This window comes from Bacillus sp. FSL R5-0523 (assembly GCF_037975295.1).
Lineage (GTDB): Bacteria > Bacillota > Bacilli > Bacillales > Bacillaceae > Bacillus > Bacillus subtilis.
In genome coordinates this window covers 402887-429152 of sequence record NZ_CP150251.1, presented here as the reverse complement: position 1 = coordinate 429152, position 26266 = coordinate 402887, and the positions used below count along the sequence as shown (strand labels likewise).

The window sequence follows — 26266 nt, the reverse complement described above, 5'->3', positions numbered from 1 at the left end:
AGGACTCAAAACAATATGGCCATATAGTAATTGATTATCATTATCATTTACATGTTACCATTTTTCTAGGGTTAGTCAATATTCTTTAAAAATATTAACCTAGTCATTTATCCATTTTACTAATCATTCTAACCATTTTCCATCCCAAAACGTTAGGCTATTTACCATATTTATCTTTATAACGCAGGTATACGGTCAGCAAACCTGACATTATTCCTCGTGAAAAATACAAATGTTCTCCCCAGAAAGAAATTCCCCCTTGATTTACAGTACTGAAAGAGAGATAATAAATACTAAATTTGTGTGAAAATTTTAAACATTAGGAGATGTAAACATGAAGGTCGTTAAATTCGGAGGCAGCTCACTTGCTTCAGGCGCTCAGCTTGACAAGGTGTTTCACATCGTTACCTCAGATCCGGCACGGAAAGCTGTAGTCGTTTCAGCTCCGGGAAAACGCTATGCCGAGGATACGAAAGTGACTGATCTCTTAATCGCATGTGCAGAACAATATTTGGCAACAGGCAGCGCACCTGAACTGGCGGAAGCTGTTGTGGAACGGTACGCTCTCATCGCCAATGAGCTTCAGCTGGGGCAAAGCATTATCGAAAAAATCAGAGATGATCTGTTTACGCTTTTAGAAGGAGATAAAAGCAATCCCGAGCAATACCTTGACGCAGTCAAGGCCAGCGGAGAGGATAACAATGCCAAGCTGATCGCCGCTTACTTCCGTTATAAAGGCGTCAAAGCGGAATATGTAAACCCGAAGGATGCCGGCCTCTTTGTGACAAATGAACCCGGCAACGCGCAAGTTCTTCCTGAATCCTATCAAAACCTCTATCGTCTTCGGGAACGTGACGGACTCATCATTTTTCCCGGTTTTTTCGGATTCAGCAAGGATGGCGATGTGATCACATTCTCACGGAGCGGTTCTGATATTACCGGTTCGATTCTTGCCAACGGACTTCAAGCCGATTTGTACGAAAACTTTACAGACGTAGACGCTGTGTATTCTGTCAATCCGTCCTTCGTTCAGAATCCAAAGGAAATCAGCGAGCTGACATACAGAGAGATGCGGGAGCTGTCCTACGCGGGTTTTTCAGTGTTTCATGATGAAGCGCTCATTCCGGCATTCAGAGCGGGGATTCCTGTTCAGATCAAAAATACGAACAACCCCTCATCCGAAGGCACCCGCGTCGTCAGCAAGCGGGATAACACAAACGGGCCTGTCGTCGGCATTGCCAGCGACACTGGTTTTTGCAGCATTTATATCAGCAAGTATCTCATGAACAGAGAAATCGGTTTTGGCCGCAGAGCCCTTCACATCCTGGAGGAGCATGGTTTGACGTATGAGCATGTTCCATCGGGAATCGATGACATGACAATCATTTTACGGCAGGGGCAAATGGATGCCGCCACTGAACGCAGCGTCATCAAACGGATCGAAGAGGATTTGCATGCCGATGAAGTCATCGTCGAGCATCATCTCGCCCTGATTATGGTTGTAGGGGAAGCGATGCGCCACAATGTCGGTACAACGGCAAGAGCCGCCAAAGCATTATCAGAGGCACAGGTGAATATCGAAATGATCAATCAGGGATCTTCTGAAGTGAGCATGATGTTTGGCGTAAAAGAAGCCGAAGAAAGAAAAGCCGTTCAAGCATTATACCAGGAATTTTTCGCGGGCGTGCTGATCTCTTAATCGTACATAAATAGCGGGCGGCAGCGCCCGCTATTTTTTATATCACCCTCATATAGCCGAATTGTTCATTTTTTCTCTTGTCCACTATTATCCCTGCCAAATGGATCGGTTCAGCATATCTTATAGTATCCTTCATAGGGAGGTGAAACCTTATGTCAGGATACTCTAACGGCGGCGGTTACGGCGGCATCAGTTCTTTCGCTTTAATCGTTGTATTGTTTATTCTTTTAATTATCGTAGGGACTGCGTTTGTTGGCGGCTTCTAAGCTGCTGACCGTCTCTGCGGGACCCTGTCCGCCACAGTTTTGCAGTATATGCTGAAGCAATCTCGAAGGGGGTGCACAAAATGTCAGGTTACGGAACTTCTTTCGCTTTGATTGTTGTGTTATTTATCCTCTTGATCATTGTGGGAACTGCATTTGTAGGAGGCTACTAAATAAACGTAATCTCCATGAAGGCGGCACCGCAAGACTATGTCTTGCGGTGTTTTTTTGAAAAGAAAAACCCCTTCTCGCTAATGAGAAGGGGCTTGTTCTTACGTCATTCCTCTTTCTGTCACATGAAAGTCGAGTGCTTCCGCATTAGCAGAAACGCCAGCCGCTGTAAAAATCGCGGCTGCGGCCAAACAAATAACAAACAACTTAGATTTCAATTTCATACAAACCTTCACTCCTTTGTATTTGTTTTCTTGCCTCTTCAACTTGTAGAAAGTAGGAAGCAGACAGTTTAAACCATTTCTGTTCATAGTAATATTTTGCTACTTCTAGGGCTAAATCCTCTATATCAGCGTACATATTTTTATTTTTTAAGTACTGGAAACATCGTTCGATTCCTTCTTCATTGGGCTGATCCTGATATAGGGATTGCAAAAACTCGAATTTTACGGCATAGTCTGCATCGTCTGTTTCTTTAGCATATTCATAGCCCCGCTTGTGATATTCCGAAGCTTTATCATGTTTTCCCCGTTTATAATAAATCAGGGTGATTAAAAAATAGGCTTGCGGGAGAGAATTGACGATCCTGCTGCTTTCAAATGTGGAGACCGCTTTTTCAAAGTAATCAATGGCAGGGTCTAGAAGGTCTTGATTGTAATAGCATAACCCGAGATTGTAGTATGCTCTTCCAACCAGCTGGGCTTTTTGTTCTGCTTGGGCCATGTTGAGCGCCAATTTGAAATGGCGTGCGGCTTGTTCGAAATTTCTTTCATCCATCAGGTTAACCCCGAACACGAAATGGCACTGAATGATTCTCACATTATAGGTTTCCTGCTCCACGTAAATTTCATAAGCGTTTTTTATATTAATCAATGAAAAATACGTTTGCTTCATATAATAATAAGCTTCCGCGATTTTAAAATAGAATTCAGCCCGTTCAATATGGTCTGCGACAAAGGAGAGCTTTTTCTCCGCCTGTTTATAGTATGTAATGGCAGAAATAAATTCTCGCTTATCAAACTCATACATCCCGCGGAAAAAATTCACGTAATAGTCGAGCAGCCCTTTGAGATCTGCCTGGTTGCTGTCAATGTTTCTTGATAATTCAGACAGGCTTGGCTGGTCTTCGATATTTAATTTCTCTAACGGCTCAAGATAATCCAGCATAAGCTGGTGCCGGAATTCCATTAGTGAATAATAAAGCAGCAAGTTGGAATCATGCTGCATGTGTTTCAGTTCCTGCTGGATTTCAGCTTTTAACACTTCGGCATCCGGCACGCTGAATGTCCGGATATATCTGTACCACTCGTTAATTTTTTGACCGACCGCTGAAGAAGGAATTACCCCGCTCTTCATTCCTTCACCCTCTCCCATCAAAAACTGTTTATGTCATATTTTATCATGTTTATAGACCGTCCCAACCCGAAAAACACGCAATCTTTGTTTTCGGGAGCACGCAATAAACCGAAGCGGTGTGCAAAAAGGCGGCTGCATCAGATGATGCGCCGCCCTGTATGCTAATGCTGTTTTGCCGTTAAAGGAAGGCGGATGATGAACTTTGTGCCTTTCCCTTCTTCACTCTTGATTTCTACTGTGCCCTGGTGCATTTCAATGAGCTGCTTGACGATCGAGAGACCGAGCCCGTATTCACCGTATGCCGTGTTCGTTCTTGAAATATCTGCTTTATAGAATCGCTCCCAAATATGCTCAATATCCTCTTTTGAAATCCCGATTCCCGTGTCTTCAATTTCAATAATCGTCTCTTTATAACCTTCCATTCCGCGCAGCCAAATGTCACCGTTTTGCGTAAATTGGATGCTGTTTTTCGTAATGTTGACGAGAATTTGAATGAACCGGTCATAATCGGCATGTACGATGACGTGATCCTCTACTTGGATCATCAGCTTGTTTTGTTTTTCTTCCGCCTGCTGCTGCAAGTGCTCTTTCACGATTTCAAACACCTCGATCAGAGGAACGTCTAGCTTGTTCAAGGTAATTTGCTGGGATCTGATTTTTTCATAATCCAGATTTTCTTTTACGAGCCGCAGCATGCGCTTCGTTTCCTCACTGATCAGCGAGAAGCATTTATCCTTTTTATCCTCAGGAATCGTATGGCTGTTCAACCCTTCAACCAAACCGTTGATCGTCGTCAGCGGTGTTTTTAATTCATGTGACACGTCAGCGATAAACTGCCTTCTCCGCTTCTCAAGGCGCTCGATTTCATCCCTTGACTGCTTTAGTTTTTTCGCCATGATATTAAAGTCAGACGCCAGTACGCCGATTTCGTCCCCGTAGCTGTTTTCCAAATGGATGTCATAATCGCCGGAAGCCACTTTATCTGTCGCTTCTCTCAGCTTTTGAATCCGCTTGACATGGAATTTGGACAGAAGCCAACTCACGAGAATCGTAATCACAAGCGTGCTGATCACAGCGTAAAACATATAGAGGTTGACCTGATTGACCATCTGTTCAACACCGCTGATCGGAGAAATCAGCAGAACGGCGCCTTTAAATTCGTTCTGAACAAATATAGGCTGCGCCACAAGTGACACTTCATCATCAAAACGGCCATCTGCCCTGATCATGACAGTCTGCCCTTTTTTTAGCTTATTCCATTCTGATTTCTTCAGCTGTTCCCTTGGTGGGTGATGAAAGCCTTCAGGAAGAAAATAAGGCTGCTGCTCTTCATTAAAGATGATAAATTGCGTCTTTCTTGTGCTTAACATGTCCTGATAAGGATAAAGCCTGCGCATGTCCACCTGGCCGGCTTGGAATTCATTTGCAATCTGCACCGCATATGACGTCAATTCCTCTACTTTGTTCTGATAGGCAAATTCCTTCACAAAGTGGGAAAACAGAGAAATGATAATGACAAACGCTAAAATCAAAATGCTGATATGGCTTAGCAGCAGCTGATATAAATATTTAATCTTCATCAAATTTATACCCTACTCCCCACACAGTATACAGGAAAGGCTTGTCCTCGCTGGCAAGCTTTTTCCGCAGCCGTTTGATATGAACGTCAACCGTTCGCTCATCTCCATAAAATTGATAGCCCCATACCTGCTCAAGCAGCTGTTCTCTGGAGAACACCTGCCGCGGATTTTGGACAAGGTAATAAAGCAGATCGAATTCCTTCGGCGTGAGATTTTCTACAGGCTCTCCATTTAATAATACTTCTCTCGTCTTCTTATTAATGGTAAAGCATTCTGATTCGATCATATCTTCATCAATAACCGCTTTGCCTGTCGCCTTGTATCTTCTGATGACGGCTTTGATGCGGGCAACCAATGTCAGCGGGCTGAACGGCTTTGTGACATAATCGTCCGCCCCCATCTCAAAGCCGATGACCTGATCTGATTCAGTGTCTTTGGCAGTCAGCATGATAATCGGCACCGTGCTTGTCTCTCTTATTTTTCTGCAGATGGTCACGCCGTCCATAGATGGAAGCATGATATCCAAAATGATCAGATCCCAATTTTCTTCCGTAAAACGCTGGTACCCTTCTAACCCGTCATGAACGAATTCCGCTTCAAAACCTTCTTTAAAAAAGAACATCTCCGTCATCGTACATACACTAACATTATCTTCTATCATTAATATTTTCATTATATCCTCCGGTTGTTTTGATGCTTTTTTATATAATAGCACCATTTTAAACAGAAGGTTTTGCGTTTCACAATTGTTAGTTTTTATTTCATCAACTAGAAATAGATTGTTCATATTTTTTTCATACCTTTGGACTACTATTAATTTATCAGCAAGGGGGCGCGCCCCACAGGCGGTCTCATCCATAAAAAAAACCTATACGGAGGAACATAAATGAACTTTATCAAACGGGCCTTTTGGAATATGAAGGCTAAAAAGGGAAAAACGTTATTGCAATTATTTGTGTTTACAGTCATATGTGTCTTTGTTCTATCAGGCCTCACCATCCAGTCGGCAGCACAAAAGTCAAGCGAACTGGCCAGACAGGAACTCGGCGGAAGCGTGACACTTCAGGTTGACCGCCAAAAGCAAATGGAAAAACAGCAGGACAGCGGTGAAAAACGCAGCTTCGAATCTACACCGATCAAAGTGTCTGATGCGAATAAGCTTGCAGCGCTTGATCATGTGAAGAGCTACAATTACACCACATCAGCTTCAGCCAACGCGGGAAACTTTGATGCGATTGAAAGCTCAAGCTCTAGTTCAAGTGATTCCAGCTCAAGCAGTTCAAGCTCAAACGCTAAAAACAGCCAAGGTGGCGGACAAGGCGGACCGCAAATGGTTCAAGCCGATCTTTCTATTGAAGGTGTCATCAGCACAGCATTAGTTGATGATTTCTCTGACGGGGATTCAAAAATCACAGACGGACGCGCGATTACAAAATCAGATGTCGGCAAAAAAGTAACAGTGATCAACGAAACATTAGCGGAAGAAAATGATTTAAGCGTTGGCGATTCGATCACAATTGAATCAGCAACGGATGAGGATACAACAGTAAAGCTGAAGATCGTCGGTATTTATAAAACAACATCTTCAGGAGATGGCCAAGCCCAAAATTTCTCTTTCTTAAATCCTTATAACAAGCTTTATACGCCTTACACAGCAACAGCGGCACTGAAAGGCGACGACTATAAAAATACGATTGACTCAGCTGTTTACTATATGGACGACGCGAAAAATATGGATGCTTTCGTAAAAGCAGCGAAGAAAACATCAATTGACTTTGATACGTACACACTGAATACAAACGATCAGCTTTACCAGCAAATGGTCGGACCGATTGAAAATGTGGCTTCTTTCTCTAAAAACGTGGTGTATCTTGTATCAGTGGCAGGCGCCGTCATTCTTGGCCTGATTGTCATGATGTCAATCAGGGAGCGCAAATACGAAATGGGCGTGTTAATGGCCATCGGTGAAAAACGATGGAAATTGATTGGACAGTTCTTGACTGAGATTCTGATTGTGGCCGTTATCGCTATCGGCCTTGCATCTGTGACGGGAAATCTCGTCGCGAATCAGCTTGGAAATCAGCTTTTATCCCAGCAAATCAGTTCATCAACCGATTCAACGCAAACAGTAAGCGGACAAATGCCCGGCAGCGGTGGCATGGGCGGCAAAATGTTCAGCCACAGTTCATCAAACGTAGACGTTATCGATTCACTGAACGTCGCGGTTTCTATGAACGACATGCTTATTCTGGGCGGGATCGGCATCCTAATCGCAATCATTGCAACATTGCTGCCGTCAATTTCAGTACTGCGGCTTCATCCGAAAACGATATTGACAAAACAGGAATAGAAAGAGGCGGAACCTATGAGCTTATTACAATTTCAACAAGTCGGCTACTGGTATAAAGACAAAGGCCAGCCATTGTTTCAGGATATTAACATCAGCTTTCAAAAAGGAAAATTCTACACAATCGTCGGAACATCAGGGACGGGGAAAACCACTTTCCTGTCTCTGGCAGGCGGACTTGACGCACCAAAAGAAGGAAACATCCTTTACGGCGGAAAAGCGGTTTCTAAAATCGGCTTAACCAATTTCAGAAATCAATATGTATCAATCGTCTTTCAGGCGTACAACCTGCTCCCGTATATGACGGCTTTGCAGAACGTCACAACCGCTATGGAAATCACAGGTTCTAAAGAAAAAAACAAAGAATCATATGCGCTTGACATGCTGCAGAAGGTTGGCATCAACGAAAAACAAGCCCGGCAAAAAGTGCTCACACTGAGCGGCGGACAGCAGCAGCGGGTATCAATTACAAGGGCTTTCTGCTGTGACACGGATCTTATCGTAGCCGATGAACCGACCGGAAACCTTGATGAGGACACATCAAAAGAGATCGTACGGCTCTTTCAAGATCTGGCGCACAAGGAAAATAAATGTGTCATCATGGTGACGCACGATGAACAAATTGCAAAAGTGTCAGACATCAATATCAGACTTTCAAGAGGAAGCTTTACTGTGAAGGAAAACATCGCAGTCGTATAACAAAACGCGCCTCTGCCAGTGCAGACAGGGGCGCACCCTATATCCCCCTTTTATATAGAAGTGAACATAAAAAGAGCGGCGGCTGCATCCCCCCGCTCTTTTTATCATTTTTTTGCTCCTGTCCCTTTTGACTTCTCTCTTCGTTTCTTTTTCCAAACAGCCACAATAAACAGAAAGAGCGGAAACAATAATTGAAAAGGCAAATGAATATACAGCGGCACCACTTTCAAGCCTTCGTTCAAGTGCTCTGAAAAGTTAGTCGCGATCGTTATAGAAAGGATTAAGATGCCCAATCCCATCGGATAAGCCAATTGAGAGGGGTTCTTTTCCTTAAAGAGCGTAGATGTCCCAACCACAGTGGCATATAAGTAGAGGCTAACCTTAAAGAAGCCGCCGATGATCAGCGCCAGCATAAAAAAGACATCGAGCCGGTCTAAAAATTCTTCGACCTTGATTGTCTGAATCGTACTTAAAAGCGGGAACTGGGATCTGAGTGTAAGATCAACATCAAGCACGCTGATATTAATCGCCACGGTGAGCGCCACAACCAATCCGCTAATAGCCATGGCGATCATCCCCACTTTTTTCACATCTTTTCTGTCATTCAGGTTAGGGAAAATCATCACAAATAAAACGACTTCGCCAAACGGAACGTACATGGTCTGAGTGAAAACAGAGTAAAGGACAGGAGAAATGCCGTCTGCCAAAACCGGTTTTAAGTTATGCGGGTCTATAGAACCTGAGACAACAATCAGCAAGAGGCCGATTGCGCCCAGTAAATACATGGCTCCGAAAAGCAGCTCAGCCGCGCGGGCGAGCACTTCGATTCCTTTTCTTACGGCGTATATGCTAACTACCACTAACAAACCATTTACAATAATGATAGGTGTATCATGATAAGCAAATGTCAGCAGCATTTCTCCAAAGTCACGCAGGACCCTTGCGGCAATATAGGCAAAGTACAAGATATAGAGAAATGAAAACAGCCAGCTCAGCTTGGTTCCCAGCATATCATCCATATATTCTTTCGGAGAAGAATTGGGGTAACATTGATAAATGCCTTGATACAAATAGAAAAGAAACAAACCGGCCGCACACCCCAACAGAACTGCGATCCAAGCATCCCTGCCCGCCATTGATCCGGGTGTAATCAATAAGGAGCTGCCCAGCTCAAAAATGATAATCATGACAAACAGCTGCCTTATGCTTATTCTGGCTTTTTCCATCTGTCACTTCCCCTTTCTTCAGACCTAATCATCTTTAAACTGGTGTTTGATCGGATTGTTCCGCAATCCCGTCCTTCTGATATACGTCTCGGCCTTCACATCGATGGGCAGTTCGGGCAAATATTCTTTGTCCCATGTGTCCTTCATTTTCTCCCACTGCTCCGGATACTTTCTATATATCGTGTCACCAAAACCGACAAAATCTATCTTATTCTTCTTGATTTTTTTCACAGTATGGCTGATTTCCTTTTCAAGCTCTTTGTTGAGCGCTTTTTCAATAGCGGCCAGCACCTTCGGATTAGACAATTGGAAAGGGTATTTGACAGCATCTATAATTCCTTCAACCGTCACTTTCACATGGATGTGCGGACGTCCGTTCCGCATATCAGGTACCAGCTTTGTATCTTGATGGGTTACCTGCAAGCTGACCGCATCTTTCTTCTTGCCCCAATCAGCATTAATAAACGTATGCTGGACCTTATTCATAAGCCAGACTGCCCCCACGCTTTCATCATCTTCAATCCAATACTTTAAATACCCAGCCTTATCAAAAACCGCCAAGCCGTCTGCCTGAAGAATGGCTTTCGGGTCAGTTGCCTGCGTGTTTTCCATGCTGACTCCTTTTTTATCATCGCCAATCATCAAATAACCCGGAATAATCGGTGCCCTTGTGTCGCTGGCAAGTGTTTTCAAAACGTCCTGAATATTGGTTTTGACCACCCGACCGTATTGCGCTTCCGTGAAATCGAGGGTTTTATTGACTTTGTTTGACGGAATTTTATCAATAGGCGTCAGGATTTTCACGATATTTTCTGCTTTTGTTTTATGGGCAACGACGAAGGTCGCCGTTGTCCTGAATTCCGTGTCCCGGTCAAGATTGTCTAATACAAAATCCAGCCCTTCCTCTTTCGCCAGCTTTTCGCTGATTACGACCAGGTTGGTATGGGCAAAATAAAGCCGCCGCGATACCTTCATGGAGGCTTTTCTGAGTGCTTCCGTCAAATTGTCGCCTTCAATTGAATAGACAGATACAGGCGGCCTGTCCCCAGCACCGCCTCCCTGAAGCCCGCCGGCGACATTTCCGGGATTGATAATTTGAAGATGCAGCACGTAGTTGCCTTCGTTTGTCCGATCGATGCCAATCGCCGAGATAATCGCAAGATCTGTCAGTTCACGCTTATCCCAGCAGCCGGGCAGCACAATGACGCTCAAAAGCATAAGAACGGCTAATAGACATTTACGTACCATTCTGATCCCCTTCTTCCAAGTCTTTGTTCACCATTCCTCGTGAAGCGGCCGGCTCTGGGCGTTGATCCTTCCCCTGCCGCACCTTATCTTCCTTACTGATCGATTCCGGCCTTTTTTCATCAGCCCACCACGGAATCCGGAAAAGCGCGTCCTTTACACCTTGTGAAGAAAAGGGTGCAAGCGGCGACATATATGGAACGCCGAATGAACGAAGACTGCATAAGTGGACAAACATCATAATGATCCCTAAAATCAGCCCGTAAAAACCCATAACAGCTGAGGCAATAATAAAAATAAACCGAATAAGCCGGGCTGAAATCGCCATTGCAAACGCCGGTGTTGCGAAGCTCGCAATCGCGGTGAGTGCCACGATAATCACCATTGCCGGAGAGACGATACCAGCCTGTACGGCAGCCTGGCCGATTACGAGCGCGCCTACGATTGACACTGCCGAGCCGACAACCCGGGGCAGCCTGACTCCCGCTTCCCTCAGAATCTCAAAAGCAACCTCCATCGTCAGCGCCTCCACAACAGCCGGAAACGGGACAATTTCCCGCTGGGCCGCAATGACCACTAACAGCTGAGTCGGTATCATTTCTTGATGAAACGTCGTAGCTGCCACGTATACAGCCGGAGCCACAAGCGAAATGAAAAAGACTAAAACACGAAGAATTCTTATGCTTGTCGCAATGTCAAAACGCGAATAATAATCCTCAACAGACTGAAAAAACTGGACAAATAAGGCCGGGGCAATAAGCACAAACGGTGTTCCGTCCACAATAATCGCGAATCTTCCTTCTAACAGATTACCCGCTACAACATCAGGGCGTTCTGTATGATACATGGTCGGAAATGTCGTAAAGGTTTCATCTTCAATCAGCTGCTCAATATATCCAGATTCCAAAATACTGTCAATATCTATTTTTTCCAGGCGCTGCTTCACTTCCTTCAGCACCTTTTCATCACATATTCCTTGAATGTACATGAGAGCGATATCCGTATTCGTGACAGAACCTTTTTTCATTTTTTCAACCCATAAATTCGGATTTTTAATGTATCGCCGGATCATGGAAATATTGGTTTGCAGAGACTCTGTAAACCCTTGGCGCGGGCCGCGGAATGACACCTGGGTGCTAGGCTCTTGGATGGAGCGCTGCTCTCCCCCTTGAGTGCTGCAAATCAAAGCTTCATCATAGCCATCAGCAAAAATGAGCGCATTGCCGAGCATTAACTCGGAAAAAAGCTTGTCCCAGCTCTTTTCCGCTTTCACCCCGCCCAGCGGGAGCGTTTTTTCAAGAATTTGCTGGATCACATGAGTATTCTGGATAGACTCATCCTGTACCAATGGGTCAATTAACGACTCATGGATCGTGTTATTATCGACCAGCCCAGCAATATAGATAACAGCTAGGTGGACATGATCCTGCTCCCCGATTTTAATCTCGCGAATGATGACGTCAGAGCTGCTTCCGACTTCCTTTTTCGTTTCCGCTATATTCTTTGCCAAACTTGGAGAAATGAGAACCGGCCTTTCTTTTTCTTGCTGCTGTTCCTGATTCCTTTCTTCTGTATTGCGCTTGTCTTTCGAACTTGTATTGTTCTTTCGCTTAGAAAATAAAGGCATACACAAATACCTTTCCTTGTCGTTTTCTCATATTCTTCCTTTTAAAATTGAGATTATGCATTAGGGTTAGATGCGGTATAACTTCTCCGCCAACGATAGACACTAAAAGCGGAGGATGATGAAGCATGAAGATATTGGGCGTGACAGGAGTTATATTAATTTGTTTATTAGCTATTTCTGTATTGATGGACATGCTTCAAGGGTTCAGTTTAACAAAAGCCGTTTATAACAATATGTCCAGCTTTAAGATGACAACATTTGCGGAATGGGTCGTGATTTTATTTTTTGTGTTAGTACTTGTGAGAGAAATGTACGTGATCTATAAATCGAAAAAAAAGAACCCCTAGAGGGGGCGCTTTTTTCAGACGATAATATTGCCGTCTATTGCATCACTGCTGTGTTTGTTGATGGTCCCTTTAAAAATGCGGTTGCCGATGATTTTGGAATTGGTTGACGTGTTTGTTTGAATAGCTGTCGCAGTGCCCGCGGAGAGGTTATTGATGGTGTTTCCTGAGATGATAGAGCCTGCAGAGCCATTGAGATAAATCACAATCGGATTCCCGGCTGTTCTGTTGACTGAAATGGTATTATCAAAAATCTCATGCACACCGGCGCTGATATAGATGGTGACCAAAAGCGGAGATCTCTCTAAGTGGTTGCCGATAATTGAGGTTTTTGCACTTGTGGAGCAGTAAATGGGGTAATTTTTAAACTCTTTAAATGTATTGTTTTTGATGATAGCGCCGGCATTGTTTGTAACGGAAACAGAATATGATTCCGGCACTGCTTCAAACGCGCCAGGATTCAGTGTATTCCCTTCAATCACCGCGTTCCCTTGAGCAATCCAAATGCCTCGGCTGAATTTTCTCAGGAGATTATCTTTAATGATCATGTTTCCGCCCGAAACGCTCACACCGTCAACGACTTGAATGAGACAGTTATTCAGAAAAGCGGTGTCATCTGAAAGCACTGCACGAAGACCGACGCTGCGCCTTGTTTCAGACAGTCCGTTTTGAATTTGGTTTCCGTCTACCTTTACGTCAGAGGACTGATAAACCAATATCCCTGTGTTTTCAAAGTTGCTGATTTTGTTGTTCGTCACAAGAACGCTCTTTCCCCTGACATCAATTCCAGTTGAAAATCCGGTAATGAGGTTGCCAGCGATCACTGCATCACTGGTCTCTTTTCCTTGTGATACACCGAGTCCGGTTATCCCGACTCTTGGCGCAGCCGCCGCGTCTTCAGGGCGCCTCAGTATATTTCCCTTGATCACTGTTTGCGTCCCATATCCGTAGCTGATTGTATTGTCTGAGTGATTTCCTTCTATTAAAATGCCATACCCGTTAAAATTGGTCACAGAACTTGAAACGTTTCCAACAAAGTGGTTATTGCGAATTGATACATTAATCGGTTCCTCATAATCAACATCACCTTCGCCATATCCTTCAATGTCAATTCCGAATTTCGGCGCTGTTCCATTCCCCGTTCCGGCATCTTCAATCAAGCATTCCTCCACCGTGACCATGTCACATCCGGTAATGGAAATGTTATTTCTCCTCGACCGCCGAACCTCACAGCGGCGGATGATAATTTGCTCTGACGTTCGATAATCTTGATTGGTCTTTAATCCCCTTGGGCTGACTATGATCCCATCGCCGGTAAAATCGGATATTTTCACATCATCAATGACAACATTCGAGCATCCTTCAATACATATGCCAAAGCCCCATTCATGGGTTGACCTTATCCCTGCCGAGGCATACGTATGCTCATCCCGTTCGCCGATAATTTGTCCCCCGGAAATGGTTATATTCTCTTGCTTGCCTACATAAAATGCGGAATAACCCCACGAACTATTCGGTATCACTTTCATGATACATTCGGGGTCCATCATAATCTCAAGGTTGCCGGGAACAATGATCCCCGCGTTACGAAACCTCTGATTAAGATCTCCGCCAAGCGTTGCGTCTATTAAATATGTTCCCTTTGGAAACCAGACAGTATGATAGCCTTTCGAAACAGCTGTACTGAGGCACTGATTAATCCGTTCTGTCGAATCCGTTTTACCATCTCCAGGAACACCGAAATCCGCTGCATTTAATATGAATTCAGCCAATTGCGAGCCTCCTTCTCTATGATTACTATCATGTTACTCACAAAGGCCCGATCTGCTTGTACATTTCTCTAAAATTTTATTAAAAAAATATAAAGGAATAGCTGTGTAAGAAAATCTCACGATAAAGAGTATAAAAATTAGGAGAAAATCACTATTTTTAGGTATTTATAATTTTTCCATTATGGAACTATTTGAAATGAGTATAAATTATATTGACACAAGTATTATATAAGAATATGATTTTTATAATACACTTTTTTTAGAAAGGGTTTGGCTGACATGGCTTCGATTGATAACGAAAGTATCATTAAAAGCGTCCCGCAAAAAGGGTTCTTTGGTCACCCGCGAGGACTATTTACACTATTTTTCACCGAATTTTGGGAGCGTTTCTCTTACTATGGAATGAGAGCAATCTTACTTTACTATTTGTATACAGAGACGGTAAACGGAGGGCTCGGCTTTGACAAGGGCACTGCGGTTGCCATTATGTCGATTTACGGATCACTCGTATACATGTCCACTATTATTGGCGGATGGCTCGCTGACCGGGTATTCGGTACCGCAAACACCGTGTTTTACGGCGGCATATTCATTATGTTCGGACACATTGCACTCGCCTATCCGGGCAGCGCGATCGCATTCTATATCAGCATGGTGCTTATCATTGTCGGAACAGGCTTATTAAAACCAAACGTTTCAAGCGTGGTTGGGGATCTTTACACGAAAGAAGACCCGCGCCGCGACTCAGGTTTCAGTATTTTCTACATGGGGATTAACCTCGGTGGTTTACTTGCGCCGTTAATTGTCGGAACACTCGGACAGAAGTACAACTATCATCTCGGCTTCGGAACTGCCGCGGTCGGAATGCTTCTCGGACTCATCGTATTTGCTTTGACAAGAAAGAAAAACCTCGGGCTTGCAGGTTCCAATGTGCCGAATCCGCTGTCTAAAAAATCTGCGATTGGCACCGGAATCGGTGTTATCATCGTGGCGATCGCAGTGATGATCTCTGTACAAACAGGCGTGCTGACGATCAATCGTTTCATCGACCTTGTAAGTATTCTCGGTATTTTGATTCCTGTTATTTATTTCATCATCATGTTTACAAGCAAAAAAGCGGACAAAACAGAAAAATCTCGTCTTGCCGCATACATTCCTTTGTTTATCGGTGCAGTCATGTTCTGGGCCATTCAGGAACAGGGAGCGACCATTCTTGCGGTATACGCTGATGAACGCATAAGACTTTCATTGGGCGGATTCGAACTTCAGTCATCTTGGTTCCAATCATTAAATCCATTATTTGTTGTCATTTTTGCGCCAATATTCGCATGGCTCTGGATGAAGCTTGGCAAACGCCAGCCATCTACACCAGTTAAATTCTCAATCGGAATTATTTTGGCCGGATTGTCATTTATCATTATGGTATTCCCTGCTATGCAAGGAAAAGAAGCACTCGTAAGCCCGCTTTGGCTCGTTCTCAGCTTCCTGCTTGTCGTGCTTGGAGAGCTGTGCCTGTCTCCAGTCGGTTTATCCGTGACAACGAAACTGGCACCAGCTGCCTTCTCTGCACAGACAATGAGTATGTGGTTTCTGACGAACGCAGCAGCCCAAGCGATCAATGCCCAAGTAGCCGGATTGTTTGATAAAATTCCTGAAACAATGTACTTCGGCACCATCGGTTTGATTTCTATCGTTCTTGGCGGCATTCTCCTGCTGCTCTCGCCGATGATCAAACGCGCGATGAAAGGGGTCTTATAATCAGAAACAGCCCGCGGATTTTGATCTGCGGGCTGTTTTTTTATTGATCCAGCCATTTGCTGAAGCTTTGATCAAAGGCTTCCGGTTCTTCCAGCATCGGCTGATGGCCGCTCCTTTCAAAAATAACCTTATCCACATGGGGATATAAACCGTCAACTGCATCCCATAGCGCAACGGGCGCAACCAAATAATCATATCTCCCTAATCCGATATACACCGGCATACGAACATCAGCTAACCGCTGAATAAGATCAATCCGGGCAAATGTATTGCCCCATAATTCATCAATGATCGGCATATTCGTGAATACACCGTCCCATAAGGCAGCTGCATGCGGCCGCTCTTGATAAAAGCTTTTTGCTTCAGCGCGAATACACATGTGCACAAAGCGCCTTTCAGGATCTTTTTCGATGTCCTGTGGCAAATTCGCGATGTCTTTTTCAAAGCGCTTCTTTCTCTCAAGACTGGCTGTTCCCATGAAAAATGATTCACTTTTTCGCTGTCTTTCTTCACTGTTATCAGGCGCAGTATTGAAGAGCGCCACCTTCCGAACTTGTTTGGGATATGTCCTGGCATACTCTAAAGCCATAAAAGCGTGCCCGGAATGTCCCAGGATAGTAACATCCTTAAGCTGAAGAAATGTTCTCATCCTTTCGATATCAGCCAAGACGGCATCAAGCCTCGAATCCTCCGCACGAAGCTCCCGCTTAGGCTTAGCAAATCCCCTATGGTCGATAAAGACCCATTGATATTTCTGTTTGATATCTGAGGAAAAAAGGCGCGGGTAGTAAACCGCACTCCCGATCACAAGGATGGGTGCGCCCTCGCCCTCAATTCGATAAGCTAAATCAAAGCCGTCCGAGTGACAGATCCCCACACGTTCCATTTCTCACGCCCCCTTTGTTTTCATTATATAAAAAAAGCCTGACGCATGGCGTCAGGCTATCGATATTACCGCTTTAAATCTTCCAGGGTCTTTTCCCATCTGCCCAGCACCTCTTCAGCGCTGTGAAGCTGTATACGGACACCTGAAGTCAAATCAGCGTATTTCGCAACGTCCTCCTTCACTGAAACGATGCGGCAGGAAAAACGGTCTCTTTCGTATTCGGCATCTTTCAAAGGCGGTAAAGGCGCGCATTCAAGCTTTACATAATAGGCCGCTCCCTTCCACCATGCCGTGAACTGTGCTTTTCCTGTACGAAGGATGTTGGCCGAAGTCATTGTGTTTTTCCACAGAGCGATTCGGATATCAGTTCGGCTCAGTGCGATGATTTCACCTGCACTGATCATAGCGGCATGCGGCCAGCCATCCTCTGATACTGTTTGCAGAACGAAGGCCTCATGCTGCTTCTCATTCAGGCAGCTCCCGTCAAGCAGCTCAAAGAGACGGTCTGACATACAGTTCACGCGGATCAAGCCTTTCGTTCCGGCACCGCCGGAACTTCAATTGCTGTTTCTGTTTCCTTTGGGTCAATTTTAAACGCTGGATTGTATTTTTCGGGATTCGTAATGCTTTCCGGTTCACAGGATCTCCATGTAAAAAAGCATGTTTGGCACTGATAAACTTCCCATGCGCCTTCTACAGGCGATTTGCTCATGACTTCTCCCTTTTTTGAGTCGCATCGAGGACATGTATGCATTTCGAACATCCTTTCCTTATTTATTCATTAAGTCCATTAGTTTTTGTTCCCATTCTTTCGTTGTTAGCGGAGAATCAAGCGGCTGTGAATAATGGCCTCTTGTTTCCGGCGCAACCGGTGTAGTGGCGTCGAGAATCATTTTGTGAGTGATTCCTGATGGATTGGATCCCGGATCAAGCGGCAGGACAGATAAGTCCGGAATGATGACCGCATCGTGTTTCGGATGCATTTTGGTCGAAAGCGCCCACATGACCTGCGGAAGGTTGAATGGATCGACATCCTCATCAACGACAATGACCATTTTGCAATAGCCAAGTCCATGCGGCGTTGTGAGTGCGCGCATGCCGACCGCTTTCGCAAATCCGCCATAGCGGGTTTTTGTGGAAACAATCGCGATTAAACCGTGTGTGTACATGGCGTTCACTGCCACAATTTCGTTCGGGTACGCTTCTTTTAACTGCTGATAAAGCGGCACGCATGTGTTAATGCCGATCATGTAATCGCATTCTGTCCAAGGCATGCCTAAGTATAAATGTTCAAAGATCGGATTGTTTCTGTGATAGACGCGTTTAATTTTGATAATCGGCATGCTGCGTCCGCCGGAATAATGGCCTGTGAATTCACCGAACGGCCCTTCATATTCGCGCTCTCCAGCAATGATCTCACCTTCAAGCACCACTTCAGCGCCCCAAGGAACATCAAGATCAGACAGCTTTGATTTGACGATGCGATATGGTTCGCCTTGAATCGCACCTGCCATTTCGTATTCTGATTGATCATAGAGAAGCGGAGTCGATGCCGCCGTTGTAATGACCGGCTCACAGCCGAGCGCAATAGTGACTGGAAGATTGATGCCGCGTTCTTCAGCTTGGCGCAGATGGATTGCAATATCGTGCTGCGGGACAGGCTGAATGCCAAGGCGGTCTTTTCCTTTGACCTGCATTCTGTAAATGCCGACATTTTGTTTGCCGAAGTTGTCAGGGTCCTCTAGATCACGAGAAATAACACACGCTTTGTCTAGATAGTAGCCTCCGTCTCCTTGGTTTATTCTGAAAAGAGGCAGTATATCGAACAAATTGATATCTTCTGTGATTTCATTTTCATGAAATGGCGCTGTTTCCTCACGTTTGACCGGCATCGGAAATTGGTCATAACGCTTTGCGAATTCAAAAAACTGTTCTTTTACCGGTGTGTCTTTCGGCATGCCCAGCATCATTGCATGGTTTGGCCAAGAGCCGATGACATTCATCGCAATTCGCGCGTTATGATAGCCGTAAATGTTGTTAAATAAGAGCGCGGGGCTTTTATCGCCAAGATTGCTGGCTGCCCGTGCGGCGGCCCCTAAATCCGGTTCCGGCTTTACCTCTTCATTCACTGTAAGCAGCTGTCCTTCTTTTTCAAGGGCAGCGAGAAATTCTCTGAAATCTTGATAAGCCATGATCAAGCTCCTCCTTTTTGTTTTTCAATCCCATTCCAGCGCTTCGCTTCAGGAAGCCGAATGCCGAATTGGTCCAACGTTCTGAATACAATATGGTCAACCATTTCCTCTAAGCTGCTCGGCTGATTATAAAATGCCGGCATCGGAGGAAGAATGATGGTGCCCATTTTCGTAAGCGCTAGCATATTTTCGAGATGTATTTGGTTCAAAGGCGTCTCTCTCGTTAAGAGGACGAGTTTTTTTCTCTCCTTGAGCATGACATCCGCCGCACGTGTCAGCAGATTATCCGCCATTCCGGTGCGAATGCTTGCGAGAGATTTCATGCTGCACGGCGCAACAATCATTCCATCGGTATCAAACGACCCGCTTGAAATGGCTGCCGCCTGATCCTTATGTGAGTAAGTGTATGTGGCCAGTTGTTCTACTTCTTGTAAGGTATAGCCTGTTTCATGTTTGATCGTGACGTTTGCCCAAGGAGACACAACGAGATGGGTTTCCACTCCGGCGGCCTTCAGCCACTGCAGCAGCCTGACCCCGAAAATGGCCCCTGTTGCCCCTGTCATTCCGACAACGAGTTTCACTTTGCCCCCTCCTTTACGCTTGAATTCTGCTTTCATTTCAATCATACTCCTGATATATCCATATGAAAAATATCTATTAAATCTATATTTAATACCTAAAAGGTATGATAAGGAGGCGCTTTCTTTTGGATATTCGCCAGCTTCGATACTTCATTACCATTGCCCAAGAACAGAAAATCACGTCCGCAGCCAAAAAGCTTCACATGGCGCAGCCGCCTTTAAGCAGGCAGCTCAAACAGCTGGAGGACGAACTTGGTGTTGTCCTGTTTGACCGGAACAAGAAAAAACAAATGACTCTTACATATGAAGGAGCTGTTTTTCTAAAAAGAGCAAAAGAGATTCTGCATAGGTTTGAAGATGCAGTCATTGAGGTACAGGAGCTGAAGGAGGAAGTAGCCGGCACACTTGCCGTGGGATCAACGATTTATTGCGCGGCTCTGATGCTTGAAAAAGTAACACAGATCAAAGAGAGATACCCCCATCTCACCTTTAATATTTGGGAAAATGAACCCGCGACACTGTTGGAACTGCTGGAAAGCCGGCAAATCGATGCGGCGGTCACGACAACACTGATCAAAAATGACACAGTACAATTCAAACAGCTTGATGACATTCCATGTGTGCTCGTGCTTTCAGATGAAGCCGGATATCCGTGCGGAGACACCATTAAGATGGAGGACATTCCTTCATTTCCGCTGATCCTGCTGAGGCCTGTCAACGGAAAAGGCGTCTATAATCAGGTCATGAATGAATTTCATCGTTTGAACCTGGAGCCGCGCATTGTTTGTGAATGCCACGACTCTGCAACTTTGCTCAGCCTCGTGTCATCCGGATTCGGCGCGTCTATTTTGCCTGTCACAATGATTCCCGTTCATATGAGAAATCACGTTCACACCGTCCATATCGAAAATAATCCCTTCATTATGACACCGGCTGTCATGTGGAGAACGGACAGTTATTTGCCTAAACCGGCACAGCAATTTTTGGATTTATTTTAAAAGATTTTGCCTTATGAAAACCAATTACTTGACTCATACTAAAAAAAAGTTATCCTTTAGATTTGTAAGCTATTTTTTTATTTCAATAAAATCAACCAGAAAAGTGGGGAATAAGATGAAAAAAGCATTATTGGCTTTATTCATGGTCGTAAGTATTGCAGCTCTTGCAGCTTGCGGAGCAGGAAATGACAATCAGTCAAAAGATAATGCCAAAGATGGCGATCTTTGGGCTTCAATTAAGAAAAAAGGTGTGCTCACAGTCGGAACGGAAGGAACATATGAGCCGTTCACTTACCACGACAAAGACACTGATAAACTGACTGGCTATGATGTCGAAGTTATCACAGAAGTCGCAAAACGCCTCGGGCTTAAAGCCGATTTTAAAGAAACACAATGGGACAGCATGTTTGCCGGCCTGAATTCCAAACGGTTTGACGTCATTGCCAACCAAGTCGGAAAAACAGACCGTGAAAACAAGTATGATTTCTCAGATAAATACACAACATCAAGAGCCGTTGTCGTGACGAAAACAGACAACAACGATATTAAGTCTGAAGCAGATGTAAAAGGAAAAACGTCAGCTCAATCACTGACAAGCAACTACAACAAATTAGCTACAAATGCCGGCGCTAAAGTAGAAGGCGTTGAAGGCATGGCGCAGGCCCTTCAAATGATCCAGCAAGGCCGTGTCGATATGACATACAACGATAAGCTTGCCGTATTGAACTACTTAAAAACATCTGGCAATAAAAACGTGAAAATCGCGTTTGAAACAGGCGATCCGCAGTCAACCTATTTCACGTTCCGTAAAGGAAGCGGCGAGGTTGTTGATCAAGTCAACAAAGCATTAAAAGAAATGAAAGAGGACGGGACTCTTTCTAAAATCTCTAAAAAATGGTTCGGCGAAGATGTTTCTAAATAATCTGCCGGCATTGACGCTTGGCACGGCGATCCCGTGGGATCTGGTGCAGCAGTCATTCTGGCCGATACTTTCAGGGGGAATCTACTATACGATTCCCCTTACGATTCTTTCCTTTATATTCGGAATGATCCTGGCGCTGATTACGGCGCTTGCCAGAATGTCGAAAGTGAGACCTTTGAGATGGGTGTTCAGCGTATACGTATCCGCAATACGCGGCACTCCTCTTCTCGTTCAATTGTTCATCATTTTCTATCTGTTCCCGGCCTTTAACGTCACATTAGATCCATTTCCAAGCGCAGTTATCGCCTTTTCATTAAACGTCGGCGCCTATGCATCTGAAATCATTCGGGCATCTATTTTATCCGTGCCGAAAGGGCAATGGGAAGCCGGCTACACAATTGGCATGACACATCAAAAAACGCTGTTCCGCGTCATTTTGCCGCAGGCGTTTCGTGTGTCGATCCCGCCATTATCCAATACCTTTATCAGCCTGATTAAAGATACATCCCTCGCCTCTCAAATTCTGGTCGCTGAGCTGTTCAGAAAAGCCCAGGAAATCGGCGCGCGGAATCTTGATCAAATTTTAGTGATCTATATTGAAGCAGCCTTTATTTATTGGATTATCTGCTTCCTGCTCTCACTCGTCCAGCATGTCATCGAACGGCGTCTTGACCGCTACGTGGCCAAATAAGGAGGTTCCGAGTATGCTTACCGTTAAAGGATTAAACAAATCATTCGGTGAAAATGAAATTTTAAAAAAGATAGATATGAAGATTGAAAAAGGAAAAGTCATCGCCATACTTGGGCCTTCAGGTTCAGGGAAAACGACGCTGCTCCGCTGCCTGAACGCTCTGGAGATCCCGAATCGCGGAGAGCTTGCATTTGATGATTTCTCCATCGATTTCTCTAAAAAGGTGAAACAGGCGGATATCCTAAAGCTTCGCCGAAAATCCGGAATGGTGTTTCAGGCGTATCACCTGTTCCCGCACCGCACAGCCCTCGAAAACGTGATGGAGGGCCCTATTCAGGTGCAAAAACGGAACAAAGAGGAAGTCAGAAAAGAAGCGATTCAGCTTCTTGATAAAGTCGGATTGAAGGACAAAATGGATTTATATCCGTTCCAGCTTTCCGGCGGCCAGCAGCAGCGCGTCGGCATCGCCCGCGCACTGGCGATTCAGCCTGAGCTCATGCTGTTTGACGAACCGACCTCAGCGCTTGATCCCGAGCTTGTCGGAGAGGTGCTGAAGGTTATCAAGGACTTGGCCAATGAAGGCTGGACCATGGTCGTCGTGACCCACGAAATCAAGTTCGCGCAGGAAGTTGCGGATGAAGTCATCTTCATCGACGGCGGCGTTATCGTGGAGCAAGGACCGCCGGAGCAAATTTTCTCCGCACCAAAAGAAGAACGGACACAGCGGTTCTTGAACCGGATTTTGAACCCGCTGTAATAAGAAAAACAGGGCGCCTGCGCCCTGTTACAGATTGTTGACAAAATCCTAAAACGATTTTCGTTTTAGGATTTTGTCATTTTCAGCGTGATTGAAAACCTTTGAAGTCTAGGAAGGGCGAGCATTGGAGCACAGCGAATGTGAAATTCGTGAGCACAGAAGCGCAGGCCTGACAACGAATGCAAGGGATTTCCAACACGCTGGAACAGGGCGCCCGCGGCGGCCCTGTTTTTTTGTTGAGCCCCTTTCGCCTATTCCGCCCTTCTGTCAGATGTGCTACAATGACAATCGACTGATTTTTACGAAAGAAGGGACCTCACGTGAAGCAAGAACTTGTTCTGCGCTGGACATTTTATTTTGCCGGTTTGATCATTTTGGCTTTTGGTGTATCCCTGACGATAGAAGGAAAAGCACTCGGCATTAGTCCGTGGGATGCATTTCATTACAGCCTGTTTCAGCACTTCGGGCTTACCGTCGGCCAGTGGTCCATCATTATTGGAGCGCTCATCGTCGGATTGACGTCATTGTTTACGAGAGCTTGGCCGAAAATTGGGGCCCTCCTGAATATGGTGCTCATCGGTGTATTTATAGATTTTTTCAATTTCATTCTGCCTGCCCCCTCGACCTACACAGGCTCGATCATCGTCTTCTCTCTCGGCGTAGTGCTGATCGGTTACGGCGTCGGTGTTTATGTATCAGCAGGCCTTGGCGCGGGGCCGCGTGATTCACTGATGATGCTGATTACAGAAAAAACCGGATGGAATGTGCAATGGGTGCGGAACGGCATGGAAATAACCATTTTGTTTGCGGCATGGGGCATGGGCGGGCCGATCGGTTTTGGCACCATTTTGACCGCCATCCTCACAGGACTTATTTTGCGCTTTTCATTGCCCCAGTCAATCCAGTTGCTGAATTATGCTGTGGCAAGGCGGACAGCCGCTGTGAAAGCATCTCCGCCTGTACACTAAAACAAAGCCGCCTTGGCTTTGTTTTTTTATTTTCTCCTCTATATGAGTCTTGTGGAAGTATGATAGGATGGTTTTGACAATCTTTTGCAGACGGAGGATCTAGAATGAAGATTTACGGAATTTATATGGACCGCCCGCTTTCACAGGAAGAAAATGAACGGTTCATGTCTTTCATATCACCTGAAAAACGGGAGAAATGCCGGAGATTTTATCATAAAGAAGATGCTCACCGCACCCTGCTGGGAGATGTGCTCGTTCGCTCAGTCATAAGCAGGCAGTATCAGTTGGACAAATCCGATATCCGCTTTAGCACGCAGGAATACGGGAAGCCGTGCATCCCTGATCTTCCCGACGCTCATTTCAACATTTCTCACTCCGGCCGCTGGGTCATTGGTGCGTTTGATTCACAGCCGATCGGCATAGATATCGAAAAAACGAAACCGATCAGCCTTGAGATCGCCAAGCGCTTCTTTTCAAAAACAGAGTACAGCGACCTTTTAGCAAAAGACAAGGACGAGCAGACAGACTATTTTTATCATCTATGGTCAATGAAAGAAAGCTTTATCAAACAGGAAGGCAAAGGTTTATCGTTTCCGCTTGATTCCTTTTCAGTGTGCCTGCATCAGGACGGACAAGTATCCATTGAGCTTCCGGACAGCCATTCCCCATGCTATATCAAAACGTATGAGGTCGATCCCGGCTACAAAATGGCTGTATGCGCCGCACACCCTGATTTCCCCGAGGATATCACAATGGTCTCGTACGAAGAGCTTTTATAAATGACTCATCAACAGCTTGACACCGCGCTCAATATCTTCCGTTTTCACATTGGAAATATTGATTTTTAATAGATTTTCTTTCGGATAATCTGATAAATAATGACGGTCTATCGCCTCAAGGAGAACCCCTTGTTTTTTCAGTCTATGAATCACTCTTGAGGCGGGCAGATCCTGAGGAAGCACCAGATGGGTGTGCATACAGGGTGCCTGCCCGCTGGAGAACGTAAAGCGTCCGCTTCCCAGCTGCCTGTGAGTTCGAATGGCTTGATGTAGCCTCAGTGACCGCTCTTTATAAGAATCTCTGATTTTCTCCTTATGCCTGCCGTACATACCGCTTTTCAGGTAAATCTCCAATGCCGCTTGAGAAATCATTGAACAGTCGATGTCGTTCAGCTTTTTGTACGCATAGAACGTGTCAGTCAGCGCTTCGGGTAAAACAGCCGCCCCCACGCGAAGGCCGGGGAACATCATTTTCGAGAAGCTTTTCAAATAGATGACATGTGAGGACAGATCATATGCGTACAGCGGATCTGCCTTTTTATTTTCCTCCAGATCACCGAGGTAATCATCCTCAACGAGATAGACATCATACGCTTCTGCCAGTCTCACAAGCTCCTGTTTATCACGCTCTGACAATGAGCAGCCAAGCGGGTTATGGAAGCGCGGCATCGTATAAAAAAATTTAATCGATTCTGTTTGAAATAACCGCTCAACCTCGGCTATATCAAGCCCTTCTTCCATTCGTTTCACCCCGATGGCGGGAATCCCGAGCGTCTCAAGCTGTTCGACCATCAAATGGTAGCCCGGCTGTTCAATGGCGATCTTCTCTTTCCCATTTGGGAACGGCATGGCACAAAGCAAGGATAACGCCTGCTGGACACCTGATGTAATGAAAATATGCCGTTCATCCGCAAATACCTGTTGAGTGGCCAAGAGCTTTCGGAGTACACGGATGAGTGATGGAAGACCCTTTGGCGTCCCATAAATAAACAAATCGTTCTTGTATGTATCAATCGCTTTGTTGATACAGTGCTGAAAATCAAGATACGGAAACACATCTGGGTCCGGCGCAGATGTGGCAAAGTCGATGGGACCCTGCTGCCCGCTTTTGGCTTTTCCCGTCTTTTTCACAATATAATAGCCGCTTTTCGGAACAGAATAGATAAGGTGGCGCTTTTCCAGCTCCTGCAACGCGCGGATCACTGTGCTTTTGCTGACTTGGTAGCGGGCGGACAGCTGACGGATAGATGGAATCCTGTCTCCTTCTTGATAGGCGGTGCTTTGCATCATCTCCTCTATCCTCGTTACTAGACTCATATATTTCTCCATGCCTTCTCCCCCTGTTTTGTACCGGTACAGTTCATTGTTTTTCTCATTGTACCGTTCTGACCGCGGCCATACAATA

27 protein-coding genes are annotated in these 26266 nt (G+C 45.2%); 13 read left to right on the top strand and 14 right to left on the bottom strand.

What is annotated here, in order from left to right:
* Nucleotides 1-334: 334 nt before the first annotated feature.
* From NYE53_RS02180 to NYE53_RS02170, 3 genes are all read left to right on the top strand, one after another.
* Nucleotides 335-1699 carry an aspartate kinase gene (locus tag NYE53_RS02180; protein WP_339247010.1) on the top strand — a complete coding sequence of 455 codons (1365 nt, stop codon included), beginning with the start codon at nt 335-337 and terminating at the stop codon, nt 1697-1699.
* A 152-nt stretch (nt 1700-1851) separates the two neighbouring features.
* On the top strand, nt 1852-1965 hold the full coding sequence (locus NYE53_RS02175; protein WP_003234495.1) for a YjcZ family sporulation protein: 114 nt from the start codon (nt 1852-1854) through the stop codon (nt 1963-1965).
* An 80-nt stretch (nt 1966-2045) separates the two neighbouring features.
* Nucleotides 2046-2135: a YjcZ family sporulation protein gene (locus NYE53_RS02170; protein WP_015482794.1), complete on the top strand. Its 90-nt coding sequence runs from the start codon at nt 2046-2048 to the stop codon at nt 2133-2135.
* 99 nt (nt 2136-2234) lie between these two features.
* Here the strand turns inward: NYE53_RS02170 and phrC are convergent, their stop codons facing one another.
* From phrC to yclJ, 4 genes are all read right to left on the bottom strand, one after another.
* On the bottom strand, nt 2235-2357 hold the full coding sequence (gene phrC, locus NYE53_RS02165) for a phosphatase RapC inhibitor PhrC (RefSeq protein WP_003224994.1): 123 nt from the start codon (nt 2355-2357) through the stop codon (nt 2235-2237).
* Nucleotides 2341-3489: a response regulator aspartate phosphatase RapC gene (gene rapC / locus NYE53_RS02160; RefSeq protein WP_015252823.1), complete on the bottom strand. Its 1149-nt coding sequence runs from the start codon at nt 3487-3489 to the stop codon at nt 2341-2343. The genes phrC and rapC overlap by 17 nt, the downstream gene beginning before the upstream one ends.
* A gap of 161 nt (nt 3490-3650) precedes the next feature.
* The gene (gene yclK, locus NYE53_RS02155; RefSeq protein WP_339247008.1) at nt 3651-5072 is read right to left on the bottom strand and encodes a two-component system sensor histidine kinase YclK; all 1422 of its coding nucleotides are present in this window, start codon (nt 5070-5072) and stop codon (nt 3651-3653) included.
* Nucleotides 5059-5742 (bottom strand): two-component system response regulator YclJ, encoded by a 684-nt coding sequence (yclJ, locus tag NYE53_RS02150; protein WP_015482792.1) that lies wholly within the window; start codon nt 5740-5742, stop codon nt 5059-5061. The genes yclK and yclJ overlap by 14 nt, the downstream gene beginning before the upstream one ends.
* A gap of 213 nt (nt 5743-5955) precedes the next feature.
* Between yclJ and NYE53_RS02145 the strand changes: the two genes are divergently transcribed.
* Nucleotides 5956-7419: an ABC transporter permease gene (locus tag NYE53_RS02145; RefSeq protein ID WP_339247005.1), complete on the top strand. Its 1464-nt coding sequence runs from the start codon at nt 5956-5958 to the stop codon at nt 7417-7419.
* Between the two features lie 15 nt (nt 7420-7434).
* Nucleotides 7435-8115, top strand: coding sequence for an ABC transporter ATP-binding protein (locus NYE53_RS02140; RefSeq protein ID WP_339247002.1), 681 nt, complete (start codon nt 7435-7437; stop codon nt 8113-8115).
* Between the two features lie 104 nt (nt 8116-8219).
* On the opposite strand, the gene gerKB is transcribed toward NYE53_RS02140, so the two are convergent.
* From gerKB to gerKA, 3 genes are read right to left on the bottom strand one after another with little or no spacing between them, the layout of a single operon-like run.
* Entirely contained in the window at nt 8220-9341 is a 1122-nt protein-coding gene (gerKB, locus tag NYE53_RS02135) for a spore germination protein GerKB (RefSeq protein ID WP_063336055.1), read from the bottom strand.
* 24 nt (nt 9342-9365) lie between these two features.
* Nucleotides 9366-10589, bottom strand: coding sequence for a spore germination protein GerKC (gerKC, locus tag NYE53_RS02130; protein WP_339246999.1), 1224 nt, complete (start codon nt 10587-10589; stop codon nt 9366-9368).
* Nucleotides 10579-12213 carry a spore germination protein GerKA gene (gerKA, locus tag NYE53_RS02125; RefSeq protein ID WP_339246996.1) on the bottom strand — a complete coding sequence of 545 codons (1635 nt, stop codon included), beginning with the start codon at nt 12211-12213 and terminating at the stop codon, nt 10579-10581. Before gerKA ends, gerKC begins: the two co-directional genes overlap by 11 nt.
* A 125-nt stretch (nt 12214-12338) precedes the next feature.
* Here gerKA and NYE53_RS02120 point away from each other — a divergent pair, with 125 nt between their 5' ends.
* Nucleotides 12339-12560 (top strand): hypothetical protein, encoded by a 222-nt coding sequence (locus NYE53_RS02120; protein WP_015252828.1) that lies wholly within the window; start codon nt 12339-12341, stop codon nt 12558-12560.
* 14 nt (nt 12561-12574) lie between these two features.
* Here the strand turns inward: NYE53_RS02120 and NYE53_RS02115 are convergent, their stop codons facing one another.
* A complete protein-coding gene (locus NYE53_RS02115; protein WP_339246995.1) occupies nt 12575-14329 on the bottom strand; it encodes a right-handed parallel beta-helix repeat-containing protein in 1755 nt (584 codons plus the stop codon).
* 279 nt (nt 14330-14608) lie between these two features.
* Between NYE53_RS02115 and NYE53_RS02110 the strand changes: the two genes are divergently transcribed.
* Nucleotides 14609-16087, top strand: a complete 1479-nt coding sequence (locus NYE53_RS02110; RefSeq protein WP_339246992.1) for a peptide MFS transporter — start codon at nt 14609-14611, stop codon at nt 16085-16087.
* A gap of 40 nt (nt 16088-16127) precedes the next feature.
* Here the strand turns inward: NYE53_RS02110 and NYE53_RS02105 are convergent, their stop codons facing one another.
* From NYE53_RS02105 to NYE53_RS02085, 5 genes are all read right to left on the bottom strand, one after another.
* Nucleotides 16128-16973, bottom strand: a complete 846-nt coding sequence (locus NYE53_RS02105) for an alpha/beta hydrolase (RefSeq protein ID WP_339246990.1) — start codon at nt 16971-16973, stop codon at nt 16128-16130.
* Between the two features lie 65 nt (nt 16974-17038).
* Nucleotides 17039-17503 carry a pyridoxamine 5'-phosphate oxidase family protein gene (locus NYE53_RS02100; protein WP_128471712.1) on the bottom strand — a complete coding sequence of 155 codons (465 nt, stop codon included), beginning with the start codon at nt 17501-17503 and terminating at the stop codon, nt 17039-17041.
* On the bottom strand, nt 17500-17727 hold the full coding sequence (bsdD, locus tag NYE53_RS02095; protein ID WP_010886405.1) for a phenolic acid decarboxylase subunit BsdD: 228 nt from the start codon (nt 17725-17727) through the stop codon (nt 17500-17502). Before bsdD ends, NYE53_RS02100 begins: the two co-directional genes overlap by 4 nt.
* 16 nt (nt 17728-17743) lie before the next feature.
* Nucleotides 17744-19165 (bottom strand): phenolic acid decarboxylase BsdC, encoded by a 1422-nt coding sequence (bsdC, locus tag NYE53_RS02090; protein WP_003234529.1) that lies wholly within the window; start codon nt 19163-19165, stop codon nt 17744-17746.
* Between the two features lie 2 nt (nt 19166-19167).
* Nucleotides 19168-19782: a non-oxidative hydroxyarylic acid decarboxylases subunit B gene (locus NYE53_RS02085; protein WP_014478815.1), complete on the bottom strand. Its 615-nt coding sequence runs from the start codon at nt 19780-19782 to the stop codon at nt 19168-19170.
* A gap of 89 nt (nt 19783-19871) precedes the next feature.
* Between NYE53_RS02085 and bsdA the strand changes: the two genes are divergently transcribed.
* The 6 genes from bsdA to NYE53_RS02055 all read left to right on the top strand — a co-directional run bounded on the left by bsdA (nt 19872) and on the right by NYE53_RS02055 (nt 24861).
* The gene (gene bsdA, locus NYE53_RS02080) at nt 19872-20744 is read left to right on the top strand and encodes a transcriptional regulator BsdA (protein WP_339246986.1); all 873 of its coding nucleotides are present in this window, start codon (nt 19872-19874) and stop codon (nt 20742-20744) included.
* Nucleotides 20745-20859: 115 nt separating this feature from the next.
* Complete coding sequence (tcyA, locus tag NYE53_RS02075) at nt 20860-21666, top strand: cystine ABC transporter substrate-binding lipoprotein TcyA (RefSeq protein WP_339246983.1); 807 nt, start codon at nt 20860-20862, stop codon at nt 21664-21666.
* The gene (tcyB, locus tag NYE53_RS02070) at nt 21653-22357 is read left to right on the top strand and encodes a cystine ABC transporter permease TcyB (RefSeq protein ID WP_003234541.1); all 705 of its coding nucleotides are present in this window, start codon (nt 21653-21655) and stop codon (nt 22355-22357) included. Before tcyA ends, tcyB begins: the two co-directional genes overlap by 14 nt.
* Nucleotides 22358-22370: 13 nt before the next feature.
* Nucleotides 22371-23114, top strand: coding sequence for a cystine ABC transporter ATP-binding protein TcyC (gene tcyC / locus NYE53_RS02065; protein ID WP_003234543.1), 744 nt, complete (start codon nt 22371-22373; stop codon nt 23112-23114).
* 320 nt (nt 23115-23434) lie between these two features.
* Complete coding sequence (locus NYE53_RS02060; RefSeq protein ID WP_339246981.1) at nt 23435-24082, top strand: YitT family protein; 648 nt, start codon at nt 23435-23437, stop codon at nt 24080-24082.
* A gap of 104 nt (nt 24083-24186) precedes the next feature.
* A complete protein-coding gene (locus NYE53_RS02055) occupies nt 24187-24861 on the top strand; it encodes a 4'-phosphopantetheinyl transferase (protein ID WP_339246978.1) in 675 nt (224 codons plus the stop codon).
* On the opposite strand, the gene NYE53_RS02050 is transcribed toward NYE53_RS02055, so the two are convergent.
* The gene (locus tag NYE53_RS02050) at nt 24856-26190 is read right to left on the bottom strand and encodes a PLP-dependent aminotransferase family protein (protein WP_327829636.1); all 1335 of its coding nucleotides are present in this window, start codon (nt 26188-26190) and stop codon (nt 24856-24858) included. The two genes, NYE53_RS02055 and NYE53_RS02050, sit on opposite strands and share 6 nt — an antisense overlap.
* Nucleotides 26191-26266: the final 76 nt, after the last annotated feature.